Raw genomic sequence first — 16014 nt, 5'->3', positions numbered from 1 at the left:
GGGTAGCACCGATCTGACGAACCTTACTGCGATGTAGTTTTCACGTCAGCGTACCGCCAGCTGCACCTCATTAGCATCGGGACTCATCCCTCCTCAACACCTCAGAGGCACACCATGAAACTCAGACCCGCTTTCATAATCACCACCCTTGGCTTGCTGCTCAGTGCTGCCAATGCGCTGGCCAGCCCGGGCCACAAGAAAGACAGTACTGGGCAACCGGGAGACGGTCAGGCAGTAGATCGCACCATCGAAGTCCGGATGGGGGACATCTTCTTCGAACCCAAAGCAATGGAGATCAAAGCAGGCGAGACAGTTCGCTTCGTCCTGAAAAATGACGGTGCATTGCTACACGAATTCAATCTTGGCAAAGCGGCATCCCATGCCGCGCACCAGAAAGAGATGGCCGCGATGTTTCAGAACGGCACGCTGTCCCCTACAGGTGCACATGACATGAGCAATATGGGCCATGCCATGGGCGGCATGAAGATGGTCGGTATGGAACACGATGACCCCAACAGTGTTCTTGTCGAACCTGGAGCACGCGAAGAGTTGATCTGGACCTTCTCCGCCGCCACCGAACTGGAGTTCGCCTGCAATATTCCAGGACATTATCAGTCGGGAATGGTCGGTAAGGTGACCGTACGCTGACGTTTATTGATACTCGCCAACTCCGTCCAGTCTGAGACACCTATACTGATCCGGCCGCCATTGAAACGAGGCTATTGTCGTGGACCATACCCATCACACCAGTACCACTGAGCCGCCTTTTTGGAAGAGCAAGATTGGCATTGCGCTGATCATGCTGGCCGTAATCGGCATCTTCTATGTAGCGCGTGAGCATTACGGTCATCTTTCGCAGGCCCTGCCGTACCTCATCCTGCTGCTATGCCCGCTGATGCATCTGTTTGGCCACAATCACGGCGGGCACTCCCACTCCAGCAGCACCGCTGTTTCCAAGGACGAAGAAAGGACATAGATCGCATGCAAAAGACCTCCTGCCATCATGACCAGGATCATTCACATAACTCGCACGCCCACTCCGAGAGCCAGCGCGACCCGGTGTGTGGCATGGAGGTCAAACCTGATGGCCCTTATCGCGAGAGCTTTGAAGGGAAGGCCTATCATTTCTGCAGTGCGAAGTGCCTAGAGAAATTCCAAGCAGATCCTCATCAGTACATGAGCCATCAGTCTCATGGGGAGCATCACCAGCACGCGACTCCAGCACCCACATCGACACCTGTAGGTGCTGAATACACCTGCCCGATGCATCCAGAAATCCGTCAACCGGCTCCCGGAAACTGCCCGATCTGCGGGATGACGCTGGAACCTGTCATCCCGGAGCTGGAAGAGGAGGAAAATCCAGAGCTGAAGGACTTCTCGCTGCGGTTCTGGTGGACCCTACCGTTGACCGTCATCGTGACCGTATTGGCGATGGCCGGCCATTCCTTGCAACTGTTTCATGGCACGACCCAGAACTGGGTCGAGCTGGCTCTGGCGACGCCCGTGACGCTATGGGGTGGCTGGGTATTCTTCACCCGCGGCATTGACTCCATCCGCCACCGCAGCCCCAACATGTGGACCCTGATCGGTTTGGGAACGGCCGCTGCCTACCTCTACAGCGTGGCCGCTACCTTGGTTCCGCAGTGGTTTCCGGCGGCCTTTGCCCAGGACGGACGTATCGGCGTCTATTTTGAAGCAGCCGCAGTGATTATCTCACTCACGCTGTTGGGCCAAATGCTCGAACTCAAGGCCCGCTCGCAGACTTCGGCAGCCATCAAGTCACTGCTGAGGCTGGCACCAAAGACTGCGCGTCGCATCAAGCCCGATGGCCAGGAAGAAGATATTCCGCTGACACATGTCCATCAGGGCGACCACCTACGTGTCCGGCCGGGAGAGAAAGTCCCGGTGGACGGTACGGTTCTAGAGGGTGAGAGCGCCGTCGACGAGTCGATGCTTACCGGAGAACCGTTACCCGTGACCAAGCGGGTAGGGGATGCCCTTATCGGTGCCACCATGAACACCCATGGAAGCCTGGTGATGGAGGCGCAGAAGGTCGGTGCCGAGACCATGCTGTCGCAGATCGTTCAGATGGTGGCCAGAGCCCAACGTTCCAAGGCCCCCATGCAGCGTATGGCTGATGCGGTGGCAGGGTATTTCGTGGTCGGGGTGATCCTGATCGCGATTCTGACCTTCTTCGGCTGGGGGCTATTAGGGCCGGAATCAGGCTGGGTATTTGGCCTGATCAATGCGGTGGCGGTGCTAATCATTGCGTGTCCCTGCGCTCTGGGTCTGGCAACCCCGATGTCCGTCATGGTTGCGACTGGCAAGGCCGCTAGCAGCGGTGTGTTGTTCCGCGATGCCAGCGCCATCGAAAATCTATGCAAGATCGACACGCTCATCGTCGACAAGACTGGAACCCTGACTGAGGGGCGTCCCGTATTTCATAGTGCGGAAGGGACAGGCGGTTACGACTCCAATGAAGTGCTGCGCCTGGCTGCTAGTCTCGACCAGGGTAGTGAGCACCCGCTGGCTCATGCCATCGTCGATCATGCGCGCGGTCAGGGCATTGCACTGGTCAAACCGGACACTTTCGAATCTGGCTCGGGTATTGGTGTGCGCGGCCAGGTCGATGACCATCAGCTGCAGCTCGGCAACACCGCACTGATGGACGAGGCGGGCGTCGATATTACCCCGCTGCGCAATCGCGCCGAGCAACTGCGTCTGGAAGGCATCAGCATCATCTATTTGGCCGTTGATGGTCGCCTGGCGGGACTCCTGGCCGTTTCCGATCCGATCAAGCCTACTTCTCAACAGGCTGTCTCCAAGCTTCAAAGCGAAGACGTAAAGGTCATCATGGCCACTGGTGATGGCCTCACCACAGCAAGAGCCGTGGCGAAGCAGCTCGGAATCGAGGAAGTGCATGGTGAGGTCAAACCGCAGGATAAGGAGAAACTGGTCGCCGATTTGCAGGGCTATGGCCGTCGTGTCGCCATGGCGGGTGACGGCATCAACGATGCGCCCGCCCTGGCCAGGTCTGACGTAGGTATCGCCATGGGCACCGGTACCGATGTGGCGATGAACAGCGCCCAAGTGACGCTGGTCAAGGGAGATCTGATGGGCATCCTGCGAGCGCGCACCCTGTCAGTGGCAACCGTGAAAAACATGAGGCAGAACCTCGCCTTTGCGTTCCTCTACAACGCGATGGGAATCCCGCTAGCAGCGGGGCTGCTGTACCCGCTGACGGGGCATCTTCTGTCGCCCTTGATTGCTGCGCTGGCGATGAGTGTCAGCTCGGCGTCGGTGGTCTTCAATGCTCTGAGGTTGAAATCAACGGACATCGGATAGGCTTCCATACCACCGACCAGGTGATTATTCAGAAGCGCATCTGACCGGAAAATGCCGTACGGTAGTTTCCGGTCCGACCTATCTGTCGCAACACATAGTGACGAGGTGACGTTCGATGGACTGTTGCCGCTGCGGGTAGGAGACTGGTCGTCGTTAACCCATGAGGACTCTCCGTGGCCCGCATTCGCAGACTGATTATCAGCAACTTCCGATCTATCCAGGCGCTCGACTGGGTGCCGGCCCCAGGAATTAACTGCCTCATAGGTCCTGGCGATAGTGGAAAGTCCAGCATTCTAGATGCGATTGACCTTTGCGTCGGCGCCCGCCGAGGCGGCACGTTCGGCGACATGGACTTCTTCGCATTAAACGTCGATGTACCCATCACCATCAGCGTGGCGCTTGGCGATCTGCCGTTATCGCTGATGGATATTGATGTCTACGGCGAGTTCTTGCGTGGATTCCATCCCGGTACGGGGGAAGTCGAAGACGAACCGCGAGCGGGGCTGGAGACCGTCATCACCTTGCGTCTGCAAGTTGGTGCCGATTTGGAGCCTGTTTGGACACTTTTCTCCGAGCGCGCGGAGCAGCAGCAACTTGAACGCACTCTTCCCTGGAAAGAACGAGCGGCACTAGCGCCCGCCCGTATCGGCAGCTTTGCGAGCTCGAACCTGTCGTGGAGTCGTGGCTCAGTGCTCAATCGACTTACCGATGAGCGCGCCGAGCTTGGTGCTGAACTGGCGCGCGCCGCTAGGCAAGCAAGAGCGAACTTTGGCAATCAAGCAGCCGAACATCTGACCCAGACGCTTGAGGTCGTGCAACGCACAGCACAGCATCTTGGCGTTTCGGTCGGGGCTATGCCTCAGGCGCTCCTTGACGCACATTCTGTGTCGATTGGCGAGGGGGCGATCGCGCTGCACAGTGAAACAGGTATTCCGCTGCGCTCCCTTGGCACGGGCTCGTCACGCTTGCTAGTGGCAGGGCTTCAAAGGGCTGCGGCCAGCGCCGCGCCAATTGCCCTGGTTGATGAGGTGGAATACGGGCTTGAACCTCATCGGCTCATGCGATTCCTGGACTCGCTGGGTGCAAAGGACGCTGCCGCTCCGTTGCAAGTGTTCATGACGACGCACTCGCCGGTCGCGCTGCGCGAGCTGTCCGGCAGCCAGTTATTCGTTGTTCGGTCAGCACCTCAGCGCCACAGTGTTATGCCAGCTGGGGAAGCCAACGAGGTACAAAGTACCCTTCGGAAGGACCCCGAAGCATTCCTCGCCAAATCCATCATCGTTTGCGAGGGGGCCAGCGAGGTTGGCTTCGCGCGTGGCCTTGACCAATGGTGGGTCAGTCTTGGCGCTACCTCATTCCTGGCCCATGGCGGCGCGTATGTGGACGCCGGCGGGGGAAGCCCCGATAACAGTCTTATCCGGGGAACAGCACTTCTGAACTTGGGTTACCGCGTGATGGTTTTTGTAGATGCCGACAAGCCTTCGACCGCGGGGCTCGCTGAAGCATTCTTGGCCGCCGGCGGGCAAATTCTTACATGGCGACCAGGCCTCACGTTGGAGGACGAGATCTTCCGCCATCTCAGTGAGCAAGCACTCGATGCACTTCTGGCGAAAGCCGAAACAATAGTGGGTGCAGAGCTGATGAACGCACACATTCAGACGAAGTCCCAAGGCCGCGTGACGCTGAACGATATCCGAGCCAAGCGACTCGTGGATGGGTACTCACCTGAGAGACGAGAGCTGCTGGGAACCGCATCCCGTATCCGCAACAGCGGCTGGTTCAAGTCGCTGACAACCTATCAGGAGGTTGCAAGGGACATCGTCGGTCCGTCTTTACAGAACGCCGAACCGGGCTTCATGGCAGTCACGAATCAGCTCTGGACGTTTACAAGTGCCCCCTGAGATTGATCTTTTCGCTATCGAGCGTGGCTCCATAACGGCCCCCGCAGGTTGTGGAAAAACGCAATTGATTGCCGAGACGCTCATCGCGCATACGCAGAGCAAACCCATCCTCGTCTTGACACATACGAACGCCGGCGTTGCGGCCTTACGGGCGCGCCTGAGACGAGCCGGTGTTCCTAACTCCGCATATCGAGTCTCCACCATTGACGGATTCTCGATGCGCCTGATCGCTAAGTTCCCAGCGCGAAGCGGCCATAACCCGCAGATCCTACAGCTGCATCAACCCAATACTGACTACCCGGCAATTCGGGAGGCCGCCATGCAGTTGTTGCAGGCCGGTCACCTCGCTCAGCCCCTTCGCGCCACCTATGCACGGTTGCTTGTCGACGAGTACCAAGACTGCAACGTCGTCCAGCACGCCATCGTGTCTGGTTTGGCCCAGGTGCTTCCGACCTGCGTGCTCGGTGACCCGATGCAAGCCATATTCAGCTTCCGTGGCAATCGACTGGTGCATTGGGCGAATGAGGTGCAACCCCTGTTTCCCGCAGCGGGAGAGTTGAGGATACCGTGGCGCTGGCGGCTGGCTGGAGCTGAGAACCTCGGGCAGTGGCTGCTCGCCATAAGGCAACAACTTCAAGCTGGTCAGCCGGTGGATCTGCGCACGGCTCCAGCAGAAGTGCGTTGGGTGCAGCTAAACGCCGGAACCGAAGTTCAGCAGCGACTGGTGGCCGCGAGAACCGAAGCTCCCAACGCTCAGGGTAGCGTCCTCATCATCGGGGACTCCATCAACGTGCAAGGTCGCCATCAGCTCACGAGCCAGACACCCGGTGCCATGGCCGTAGAAGCCGTCGACCTGAGAGATCTCGTCAACTTCGCCAGGAACTTTGACTTGCAGGGTGCCAATGCTCTGACACAACTTGTGGAGTTTGCTTCCAGCGTAATGACGGGGGTAGGTGCAGCAAACCTGCGAACGCGCGTGGAGTCGCTGCGTGCAGGAAGGGCCCGAACGCCTCCGACCGCGGCCGAGGCTGCGGCGATCGATTTCGTAGCAGCGCCAACATTGGGGCAAGCGCTCCGTGTGATCGATACGCTCGCTGAGCAGCACGGGGCACGTGTATACCGACCGGAGGTTCTGTACTGCTGCCGGTCTGCAATGCAAGCGGTGGTGGGAGGTGCTGCCGACTTTCTGAGTGCAGCCATTCAAGCGCGAGAGCGCAATAGACACCTTGCCCGACCGATCGCAAGACGCTCTGTAGGCAGCACATTACTTCTCAAGGGGCTGGAGGCGGATGTCTCGGTTGTCCTGCATCCTGAGCTTATGCCCCCCCAGAATCTATACGTCGCACTGACGAGGGGCGCAAGGCATGTCGTGGTGTGTTCACCAACCCCCATCCTTACGCCCGTGGTAAACGGCTGATCCTTTTGTAGCGCTTACGGGCTTGACCTTGCCATCGTGTCAAGGTCGATGCTGTCCGTGCGGTAACTTGAGCCGCGGACGAAATGAGGTGAAAGACATGTTTAGTCTGAGTGTTGCGGGGATGGGCTGTGGCAGTTGCGTGAGCAAAATCACGAAGGCCATTCAAGCTCTGGATCAGGATGCACGAGTAGAAGTGGATCGAGCGGCCGGCAAGGTCACCGTTGAGAGCACAGAAAGTGCCGAATCGATCCGCGAACTCATCCAGGAGCTTGGCTATTCGGCCCAGGTCAGCGCTTGAGCGCTGACCTGCTATCCCACTAAATCCCCAGTTCTGAGAGCTCTTTTAGCCCTGGGATACTGGTGACCTCGTTGGTCATACCTTCTGAACCATCTCGGCCGCGAAGCCAGTTTGAGTGATCGCCTGGCTCGCGCATTTCCAGCGTGTCATAGGAGTACCGCTTGCGCTTGAACAGGCTTTTCAATGCAGCGAACTCGTGGCTTTTTTCGTCTTCTATGCCGACGACTTCTCCTGCAAGCCGCTCCCAGTGGCCAACGCCGTCGGCCAGCATTGCCTGATAGGTCTCCGGGTCAAGCAAGGCTTGCTGTTTGAAATGCATGATGCGGTGAGTCATAGCGCTCGGAGTGGCCAAAGAGAGAGCGCTAGCCTAAAGGTTCCGGGTCATTCGTGTAATAGCTGGCCGCGCTTTAGCAAACCGTCGTTGACCCACAACTTCAACCAGGTCGCGGCTTGCAAGGGAGCTTGCTCGCCATGCGTGGCGCTCAACGACTCGCAGAGTTCAGCGAACGATCCGCCCTCGATGAGAAACTGCAATGCCGAAGCCTCCGCTGGCTCCAGGCTCCGGTACTGGCAGACGAGTTCATGACGCCAAACAAGACAGGCTAGGTTCGTTGGCAGGCGGGTAATATCAGGCAGCAAGCTGCCGGACTTGGCGGCTTTCCACAACTCCAGCGTGTTGTACTGCAGCTGCAACCGCCGGGCAGATGCAGTCAGGGAAACCCTGAGTGAAATCCAGTCTTCAGCCGAAAAATCACTCATGGTCTCCAGCGAAAGCGCTTCGACGTCCTGAGCGTCGAAGGCCAGTGTAAAGGCCCATTCCAGTTCCGCGAGTTCGCGCATCGGCGATAGTTGGGGTTCTTCGACGTAGCTGCTAATGAACTCGGGCAGCTTCTCGCCCAGCCAGCGAATGCTGAAATGTCGTGGTGGCCAGGCGGCCAAGTAGGCCAGTGCGAGCTGCTCGAATGATTCGTTGCCGATCCAGTGAAGCAGGGCAGGGAAGTCTTCTCGCAAGACCGCAAGCAGGCGCGAACGGTAAGCGTTGTGGTAGATCTGCAGGCCTTCGAGAGCACTCAGCGCTGTGCTACCTCGGATCTGCTCCAAAAGCTCGTTGGAGGGCAGGGCACTGTCACCTGTCAGGTAAGTTTCAAATGCAGTCTGTAGGGCGATCAGGCTCAAGGGGTGGCCCCCGATATCACAGATTTGGCGATAGCACGGGCATGTGCTAATTCGGACAACAGCTCTTCCAGCGGCGGAAACTGGTCATCCCGCTCGATCAAGGTCGATGTCGGGCCCAAGTAGCTCAAAGTCTTGCTGTAGAGAGACCAAACCGGATCAGCGATGGGCTGGCCATGGGTGTCGATGAGGTACTGCCCGTAATCGCTGTGCCCGGCCAGGTGAATTTGCCGAATCCGCTCGTGCGGCAATTCCATGATGAACTGCCAAGGGTCGAAACCCTGGTTGCGCGAACTGACGTAGACGTTGTTCACGTCGAGAAGCAGCTCGCACCCGGTCAGGTAACTGAGCTCCGAGAGGAACTGAGACTCGCTCATGCTGGATGTTGTCCACTGCACGTAGGAGGAAACGTTCTCCAGCACGATGGGACGTTCCAAAACATCCTGCACCAAGCGCACCCGGGCCGCGACATGCAGCAGGCTCTCCTGGGTAAACGGCAGCGGTAGCAGATCGTGAAGTTGATGGGCGTTGCCTCGACTCCAGCACAGGTGATCAGACACCCACTGAGGCTGCACCCGATCCGCCAGCTGCTTGAGCTGTCGTAGGTAGTCTATGTCCAAGGCATGTGAGCCGCCAATCGAAAGAGATACTCCGTGCATCACCAGGGGGTAGTGCTCGCCGATCGCATCAAGGAAGTAGAGAGCCTTGCCGCCCTCCACCAGGTAATTCTCGGAAATAATCTCGAACCAGTCGACCGCAGGCCGTTCCTCCAGGATCTGCCGGTAATACTCGTTACGAAGGCCAAGACCGAAACCCAGAGTTTTGCGCTTACTCATTCGAGACTCCAGCAGGGGAGTGGCATGCACTCCCCTGAACCGCCTTATTCGCTGGTTTTGCCACCGGCTTCGTCACATTTGGTCTGGGTCATCAACTTGAACCCTTGGCCTTTGCATTCGCCTTGGCCTTTGCAGTCGTTTTTCGCGGTCATGCAGTCGTTCTGCCCTTTGCAACCATTGATCCCGAAGCACTTCACTTCTGCTGCTTTGGTGTCCTGGGCGGCCTGGACAGGCAGGGTAGCAAACAGGCTGGCGGCCACGAGAGCCAGAGCGGCACCGGTAGCGACGTTGGATTTATTCGACATAGTGACAATCTCTCTTAATTGTTGGTGGTCTTATCCGCGGGTGCGAATGACCCTGAGTAGCTTAGGCATCGCTGCCGAGCATGCCCTCTCAAGAAATTCGCAAGGCTTTATGAGGGCATGAAAGACAGTACCGAGCCTTCTGGATGGGCTACAAGAAAGAAATAGCAACCTGACAGAACTGTAATGTTCGGCTCAGGTTGCTGACAGGGCGTCGTGGTTAACGTGACATCGAGCCTAAAGCTCGGCCTCTGCAGTTGCAGGGACCACTTAACTTACGAGGAATACCCAAAATGAAATCGATCAAAGCTCTGCTTGTAGTTACTGCTCTGAGCATCTCCAGCTTGGCAATGGCTGAAGGTGGTGCTGACCGAACCTTCGCGCGCATGGAGCAGGCACGCCAGACGTCTCTGGAGGCCTACCGGGTGGCCCAGCAGCAGAAAGTTGAGGCTCCTGTAGCCAGCAGTCCAACCGAGCAAGCAGAGCACACCAACTGCTGAAGTCATCTACCTTACAGAAATGTAATCACCCGGATGGTTGGGATATGGCAGTTTCATACTGCTCATCGTCGGTAAGGCTTGTGCAATGCACCGACGTGGAAAGTTGAGGGGTAAATCCCCGACATTGAAGCAGCCATGAACCCGAGACCGGGCACACCATCACCGGCTCATTTGACGGATTGGACAAAACGGCATGCAAAGCAAAACCACAAGGCGCACCTTCGTCAAAGGCCTGGCAGCCACCGGTATTATCGGCGGACTTGGCCTGTGGCGCACGCCGGTCTGGGCGGTGAACAGCCCCGGCCAGCCCAACGTACTGACTGGTAACGAATTCGACCTATTCATCGGTGAAACCCCGGTGAACATCACCGGCGCAGCGCGCACGGCCATGACCATCAACGGCTCGCTCCCTGGGCCGATTCTTCGTTGGCGCGAAGGCGATACCGTCACATTGCGCGTGCGCAACCGCCTCAAGGAGGACACCTCCATCCATTGGCACGGCATCATCCTGCCGGCGAACATGGATGGTGTTCCTGGCCTGAGCTTCCATGGCATCGCCCCTGACGGCATGTATGAGTACAAGTTCAAGGTCAACCAGAACGGTACCTACTGGTATCACAGTCACTCGGGGCTGCAGGAGCAGGTCGGCGTATACGGCGCGCTGGTCATCGATGCCAAGGAGCCCGAGCCCTTCAGTTACGACCGTGATTACGTCGTGTTGCTGAGCGACTGGACGGATGAAAATCCAACGCGGGTACTGGCCAAGCTCAAGAAACAGTCGGACTACTACAACCAGCACAAACGCACCGTTGGTGACTTCATCGATGACGTAAGCGAGATGGGTTGGTCCGCCGCCGTAGCCGATCGCAAGATGTGGGCCGAGATGAAGATGAGCCCGACGGATCTCGCTGACGTCAGTGGCTACACCTACACCTACCTGATGAATGGCCAGGCACCCAATGGCAACTGGACCGGCATATTCAAACCAGGCGAAAAGATCCGCCTGCGCTTCATCAACGCCTCGGCGATGACCTATTTCGATGTGCGCATCCCGGGCCTGAAGATGACTGTGGTTGCGGCCGATGGTCTGCACGTCAAACCGGTCAGCGTCGACGAGTTCCGTATCGCCGTGGCCGAGACCTACGACGTGATCGTCGAACCAGACAGCGAACAGGCGTATACCGTGTTTGCACAATCCATGGATCGCACTGGCTATGCGCGCGGCACCCTTGCTGTACAGGAGGGGTTGAGTGCACCAGTACCCAGCCCCGACCCGCGTCCGCTGATTGCCATGGGCGACATGGGTATGGATCACGGCAGCATGGGCGGTATGGATCACGGGAACATGGCCGGGATGGATCAGGGCAATATGGCGGGAATGGATCATGGCAGCATGCAGGGTGGCATGGCTGGTATGGATCACAGCCAGATGGCCGGAATGGATCATTCAAACATGGCTGGCATGGCTGGCATGGCTGGCAACATGCAGGCACACCCGGCCTCAGAGACCAACAATCCTTTGGTCGACATGCAGACCATGACGCCGACGCACAAGCTGGACGACCCAGGTATCGGCCTGCGTGATAACGGCCGGCGCGTGCTGACGTACTCTGACCTGCGCAGCACCTTCCCTGATCCGGACGGGCGTGAGCCAAGTCGCACCATCGAGCTGCACCTCACCGGGCATATGGAGAAATTCTCCTGGTCCTTCGATGGAATCAAGTTCTCTGACGCCGAGCCTCTGCGCCTCAAGTACGGCGAGCGTGTTCGCATCACGCTGGTCAACGACACCATGATGACTCATCCGATCCATCTTCATGGCATGTGGAGCGACCTGGAGGATGCGAACGGCAATTTCCTGGTGCGTAAACACACCATCGACATGCCGCCAGGTTCCAAGCGCAGCTATCGAGTGACTGCCGATGCGTTGGGTCGTTGGGCCTATCACTGCCACCTGTTGCTCCACATGGAAATGGGCATGTTCCGTGAAGTTCGTGTGGATGAGTAAAGGAGATTTCTGATGAGCACTTTTATGAAGCGAAATGCCCTGGCTGGCAGCGCAGTCATGTTCAGCCTATTGGCTGCCCTGCACGCACCGGTTTCGTTGGCAGGTGAGGGGCACAGTGAGCACGAACAACATGCTGCCGAGTCGGCTGTACCCAAGACCGCCAGTGGCAATCACGCAGATCAGTCGAAGGATAAGGCGGCTGGCCAGCATATGGATCATGGCGCCATGGATCACGGAGACATGAAGCATGACGGCATGAATCACGAAAACATGATGGATAAGCATGGCGGCACCGAAGCCGAAGCAGGTTCGAACCATGACCACTAGGTTTTCACGTCCATCTCTCTTGGCGCTGGCTGTGTCGCTGAGTGCGTTCAGCGGCGGCGTTACTTTGGCTGCGGAAGAAATGGATCATTCGGCAATGGGGCACGGCACCATGTCGATGGACCATAGCCAGATGAGCCACGGCGCTACCAAAGCGCCGATGGAGGGCATGGATCACAGCAAGATGGACCATGGTGCCATGCAGGGTGCTTCGGGCAGCATGGATCATAGCCAGATGGGCCACGGCCAGAGCCAAGAGAAGGCCCAGGCTATGGATCACAGCAAGATGGGGCATGGCGCCATGCAAGGACAGATGGAGGGCATGGATCATTCAAAGATGAACCATGGCTCCGCTGAAGCCCCGAGAACCACCAGCCGTACGCCGATTCCCGTTCTGACGGATGCTGATCGCCAAGCGGCTTTCCCGCCATTACCTGGCCACAAGGTTCACGACAGCGCCATCAACAGTTTTTTCCTGCTCGATCAGCTCGAATACCAGGACGCAGATGAGGGCAGCACCCTGGCCTGGGATGCGTCGGGCTGGGTAGGCGGTGATATCAACCGGGTCTGGTTCCGCTCCGAAGGCGAGCGTACCAACGGCGTTACCGAGGACGCTGAATTACAGCTGCTGTACGGCCGCTCGATCGGCCCTTGGTGGGATGTCGTCGCGGGCGTTCGCCAGGACTTTAAACCGGAGTCGCCGCAGACTTGGGCTGCCTTCGGTATCCAGGGCATGGCGCTTTACGCCTTTGAGGCCGAAGCCACGGCCTTCGTCGGCGAGAATGGCCAAACTGCTGCCCGACTGGAGGGCGAGTACGACATTCTGCTGACCAACCGGCTGATTCTCCAGCCAACTGCCGAAATGAACTTCTACGGCAAGAACGATCCTGAGCGAGGTGTGGGGTCTGGGTTGGCAAATACCGAGCTCGGCTTGCGTCTGCGTTACGAGATTGTCAGACAGTTTGCTCCCTATGTCGGGGTTTCCTGGAGCCGCTCCTATGGCAACACGGCAGACATGGTGCGCGCCGAGGGCGGTGATGTAGACGAGGCGCGTTTTGTCGCCGGTATCCGGATGTGGTTTTGAGAACCTGACATGAAAAGAACAATTAAAACTTTGGTGGCGGCCGGCGTGGTCGGTAGCACAGCTGTCCTGGCCGGCGCCTACTTTGGCGTGGTCAACGTGGGGGCCGATGATCCCCATTTTCCTGCAGTGCATGCGTTTCTCACGATGGCCCGTGACCGCTCTATCGAAGTCCGTTCGCGGGACATCGAGGTTCCCAACCTGGATGATCAAGCTCTTATTCGCGCCGGTGCGGGCAACTACAACTCCATGTGTATCGGCTGTCATTTGGCGCCAGGTGTGGCGGAGACCGAGCTAAGCCAATCGCTTTATCCTGCGCCTCCCAACCTCGCCAAGATCGGTGTCGATGGCAATCCGTCAGCAGCGTTCTGGGTGATCAAGCATGGCATCAAGGCAACGGGTATGCCTGCGTGGGGCAAGAGCATGGGCGATGAGTACATCTGGGGCATGGTTGCCTTCCTTGACCAATTGCCGACGATGGATGCCAAGCAATACCAAGCACTCGTCGCATCCAGTGGCGGCCATCAGCATGGTGGTGGGGAAACGCAAATGCACAATCATGAAGGTCAGCACGGCGACAACAAGCCTGGCCATCATGGCAATAGCGGCGGTGGCGAAGACCATCATGGAACAGGTGATGCCGGAGAGCCTGGCCATCACGATGCCGCGGCTACAGATAGCGAGGGTGGCTCCGCACCTGAGGCAGGTCACCATTCGGACATGAGTAGCGATGATCACCATGCCGGGGATGAGGCCGCCCCAAGCGGCGGAGACCATCATTCCGAGCAAACTCCGAATGCCTCGCCTAAGACCCACACCCACGCCGATGGCAAAGAGCACGTGCATGAAAGCTAAATATCTGGCCTTGCTGGCCGCTCTCTCCGTCACATCTGCAGTTCAAGCCGCTGATGCCCTGACGATTGATGTCCATCGTGATGCCAATTGCGGATGTTGCAAGAAGTGGATTTCACACCTCGAAGCGAATGGCTTCAAAGTCGTCGACCATGTTGAAAGCAACATGACAGCAGTGAAGCAAAGACTGGGCGTCGCGCCACGGTTAGCGTCTTGCCACACCGCGGTGATTGACGGCAAGTTCGTCGAAGGTCATGTGCCGGCGGCTCAGGTCATCGAGCTCACCAAGCGCGATGATCTGCTGGGCATCGCTGTTCCCGGGATGCCGGCGGGCTCCCCCGGCATGGAAGTCGATGGCGTACAGCATGCCTACCAGGTCATTGGCTTGACCAAGGCGGGGTCTGATCAGGTCGTTGCAGAATATCCCGCTCAGTAGTACTGCCTGCCAGCACGGCCGCTTGTGTGTAGTGGCCGACTCTTTTTCATACGCCCTTTAACCTAAGTAAAAAAGGCGCCCGAGGGCGCCAAGGGCTGTCTCCAAACCAAAGGAGCACTACGAGGGGACAGCAGGAGCAAGGCGCGAGCGGGCAATCAACCCGCCCGCTTGCCAGGGTTAGAGAACTTCCAGCGGGTACTCGACAATCAGGCGGACTTCATCCAGATCCGACTCGTAATCGGTCGCGCGAGTGGTCATTTGGCGAACACGGAAAGACATATCCTTCAGTGATCCAGTCTGCACAACGTACTTGGCCTCGATGTCCCGCTCCCAGCGCTTCTGGTTGGTCAACGGATCGCCGTTGTCATCACGGCGCATATAGACTTCGTTGGCCTTGCTGTAGTCGGCATCCCAGCCCTGGGCATATCGAGTCATGAAGCTCAACCCAGGCACACCGAAAGGCTCCATATCCAGGTCATAGCGCACTTGCCATGACTTCTCCTTGGGCGAGTTGAAGTCGCTGTACTGGATGGAGTTGTCGAGGTAGATGGAGTCCGATTGGCGCAAGTAGTCGAAGTCATCATTGCCGTTGTTGCGCTGGAGACCCACCAGTACTGTGTGAGCGCCGAATTGGATACCGACCTTGCCGCTCCAGATGTTGTTATCGAAGCTCCCGAGGAGCTGCCTCCCTTCATCGACCGCCTTGTAGTAGTTCAGCCCGCCGATCAAGGCGACATCGTCCGCAAGCGGGTAGCTCAGCGTGGTGCCCGCGTAATATTGATTCCAGGCATCCTTGAGGCGGCTGGTGTAGAGACTAAAGCCGACGTTGTCATTAAGCGTGTAATCACCACCGAAATAGGCGATCCATGGCGAGTCCACTTCGCCCGCGTAGAAGGTAGCGAAGCCGTCGCGCATGCTGCTGGTATTGGGTTGGCTCATCGAGTGGAGGCGACCGCCCTGAAGCGACAGTCCTTCCACGCTGCTGTTGACCACGGTGACACCTCGGAAACTCTCCGGTAAAAGCCGTGCATCACCGTATTGGACGACCGGGCTGACGGGAAAGACGTCGCCTACCTTGATCTCGGTATCCATGAACCGAGTTTTCACCGCGCCCCCCAGTTTTGAGTAGTTGTCCTCAGCCTGCCCGAGGCTGTTGTAAGGCATCACGTCGACTGAGCCGCCTGCTCCAGAACGGCCGTCGCCGGTGTCAAGCTTGAGTCCTAGCATGGCAAAGGCATCGACACCAAAGCCTATGGTGCCCTCGGTGAAACCAGACTCGAATCTGCCTATCACGCCATGCGCCCACTCTTCCGAATAGCCATTACCCGAGCTGCTGGACTGGCCTTTACGGAAATCGCGGTTGAAGTAGAGATTTCGATTGAGAATGGTCAGGCTGCTGCCTTCGATAAATCCCTCGCCTTTCTCGCCGGCGGCCATTGCAGCTTGCCCGGTACTGACCCTCAGAGTGAGCAGAGAAAGTCCTAACAGGGTTCTGTTATTCATAAATGCTCCTGATGTTATTGGCAGTTGTCATTGTGTGG

General features: G+C 57.9%; 17 protein-coding genes. 12 read left to right on the top strand and 5 right to left on the bottom strand.

What is annotated here, in order from left to right:
- Positions 1-114 precede the first annotated feature (114 nt).
- The 6 genes from ACWPW0_RS12835 to ACWPW0_RS12810 all read left to right on the top strand — a co-directional run bounded on the left by ACWPW0_RS12835 (position 115) and on the right by ACWPW0_RS12810 (position 6961).
- A complete protein-coding gene (locus ACWPW0_RS12835) occupies positions 115-648 on the top strand; it encodes a cupredoxin domain-containing protein (RefSeq protein WP_454255509.1) in 534 nt (177 codons plus the stop codon).
- Between the two features lie 79 nt (positions 649-727).
- A complete protein-coding gene (locus ACWPW0_RS12830) occupies positions 728-976 on the top strand; it encodes a DUF2933 domain-containing protein (protein ID WP_003246761.1) in 249 nt (82 codons plus the stop codon).
- A 5-nt stretch (positions 977-981) separates the two neighbouring features.
- Complete coding sequence (locus ACWPW0_RS12825) at positions 982-3345, top strand: heavy metal translocating P-type ATPase (protein WP_162884222.1); 2364 nt, start codon at positions 982-984, stop codon at positions 3343-3345.
- A gap of 173 nt (positions 3346-3518) precedes the next feature.
- Positions 3519-5246 (top strand): ATP-dependent nuclease, encoded by a 1728-nt coding sequence (locus tag ACWPW0_RS12820; protein ID WP_004374677.1) that lies wholly within the window; start codon positions 3519-3521, stop codon positions 5244-5246.
- Complete coding sequence (locus ACWPW0_RS12815; protein ID WP_447591253.1) at positions 5236-6663, top strand: UvrD-helicase domain-containing protein; 1428 nt, start codon at positions 5236-5238, stop codon at positions 6661-6663. Before ACWPW0_RS12820 ends, ACWPW0_RS12815 begins: the two co-directional genes overlap by 11 nt.
- Before the next feature lie 97 nt (positions 6664-6760).
- Positions 6761-6961 (top strand): heavy-metal-associated domain-containing protein, encoded by a 201-nt coding sequence (locus ACWPW0_RS12810; protein ID WP_003246756.1) that lies wholly within the window; start codon positions 6761-6763, stop codon positions 6959-6961.
- A gap of 19 nt (positions 6962-6980) precedes the next feature.
- Here ACWPW0_RS12810 and ACWPW0_RS12805 read toward each other — a convergent pair whose 3' ends face one another.
- From ACWPW0_RS12805 to bufA2, 4 genes are read right to left on the bottom strand one after another with little or no spacing between them, the layout of a single operon-like run.
- Complete coding sequence (locus ACWPW0_RS12805; RefSeq protein WP_116618661.1) at positions 6981-7295, bottom strand: hypothetical protein; 315 nt, start codon at positions 7293-7295, stop codon at positions 6981-6983.
- A 47-nt stretch (positions 7296-7342) separates the two neighbouring features.
- Positions 7343-8137 carry an HvfC/BufC family peptide modification chaperone gene (locus ACWPW0_RS12800; protein WP_447591256.1) on the bottom strand — a complete coding sequence of 265 codons (795 nt, stop codon included), beginning with the start codon at positions 8135-8137 and terminating at the stop codon, positions 7343-7345.
- On the bottom strand, positions 8134-8970 hold the full coding sequence (gene bufB / locus ACWPW0_RS12795) for an MNIO family bufferin maturase (RefSeq protein ID WP_454255508.1): 837 nt from the start codon (positions 8968-8970) through the stop codon (positions 8134-8136). The genes ACWPW0_RS12800 and bufB overlap by 4 nt, the downstream gene beginning before the upstream one ends.
- Positions 8971-9014: 44 nt before the next feature.
- Positions 9015-9275, bottom strand: a complete 261-nt coding sequence (bufA2, locus tag ACWPW0_RS12790; RefSeq protein WP_108232652.1) for a BufA2 family periplasmic bufferin-type metallophore — start codon at positions 9273-9275, stop codon at positions 9015-9017.
- 290 nt (positions 9276-9565) lie between these two features.
- Between bufA2 and ACWPW0_RS12785 the strand changes: the two genes are divergently transcribed.
- From ACWPW0_RS12785 to ACWPW0_RS12760, 6 genes are all read left to right on the top strand, one after another.
- A complete protein-coding gene (locus ACWPW0_RS12785; protein WP_003139535.1) occupies positions 9566-9772 on the top strand; it encodes a co-regulatory protein PtrA N-terminal domain-containing protein in 207 nt (68 codons plus the stop codon).
- Between the two features lie 193 nt (positions 9773-9965).
- Positions 9966-11780 carry a copper resistance system multicopper oxidase gene (locus tag ACWPW0_RS12780; protein WP_062832781.1) on the top strand — a complete coding sequence of 605 codons (1815 nt, stop codon included), beginning with the start codon at positions 9966-9968 and terminating at the stop codon, positions 11778-11780.
- Positions 11781-11792: 12 nt separating this feature from the next.
- Positions 11793-12107: a hypothetical protein gene (locus ACWPW0_RS12775; RefSeq protein ID WP_009686150.1), complete on the top strand. Its 315-nt coding sequence runs from the start codon at positions 11793-11795 to the stop codon at positions 12105-12107.
- A complete protein-coding gene (locus ACWPW0_RS12770; RefSeq protein WP_447591259.1) occupies positions 12097-13188 on the top strand; it encodes a copper resistance protein B in 1092 nt (363 codons plus the stop codon). The genes ACWPW0_RS12775 and ACWPW0_RS12770 overlap by 11 nt, the downstream gene beginning before the upstream one ends.
- Positions 13189-13197: 9 nt before the next feature.
- Positions 13198-14040, top strand: coding sequence for a c-type cytochrome (locus ACWPW0_RS12765; RefSeq protein ID WP_447591260.1), 843 nt, complete (start codon positions 13198-13200; stop codon positions 14038-14040).
- Positions 14030-14473: a DUF411 domain-containing protein gene (locus ACWPW0_RS12760; RefSeq protein ID WP_447591262.1), complete on the top strand. Its 444-nt coding sequence runs from the start codon at positions 14030-14032 to the stop codon at positions 14471-14473. The genes ACWPW0_RS12765 and ACWPW0_RS12760 overlap by 11 nt, the downstream gene beginning before the upstream one ends.
- A gap of 177 nt (positions 14474-14650) precedes the next feature.
- Here ACWPW0_RS12760 and ACWPW0_RS12755 read toward each other — a convergent pair whose 3' ends face one another.
- Entirely contained in the window at positions 14651-15976 is a 1326-nt protein-coding gene (locus tag ACWPW0_RS12755; protein WP_454255507.1) for an OprD family porin, read from the bottom strand.
- Positions 15977-16014 lie beyond the last annotated feature (38 nt).

It is taken from the genome of Pseudomonas sp. Marseille-Q8238, from assembly GCF_965111915.1.
This window is presented reverse-complemented; position numbering and strand designations above follow the sequence as displayed.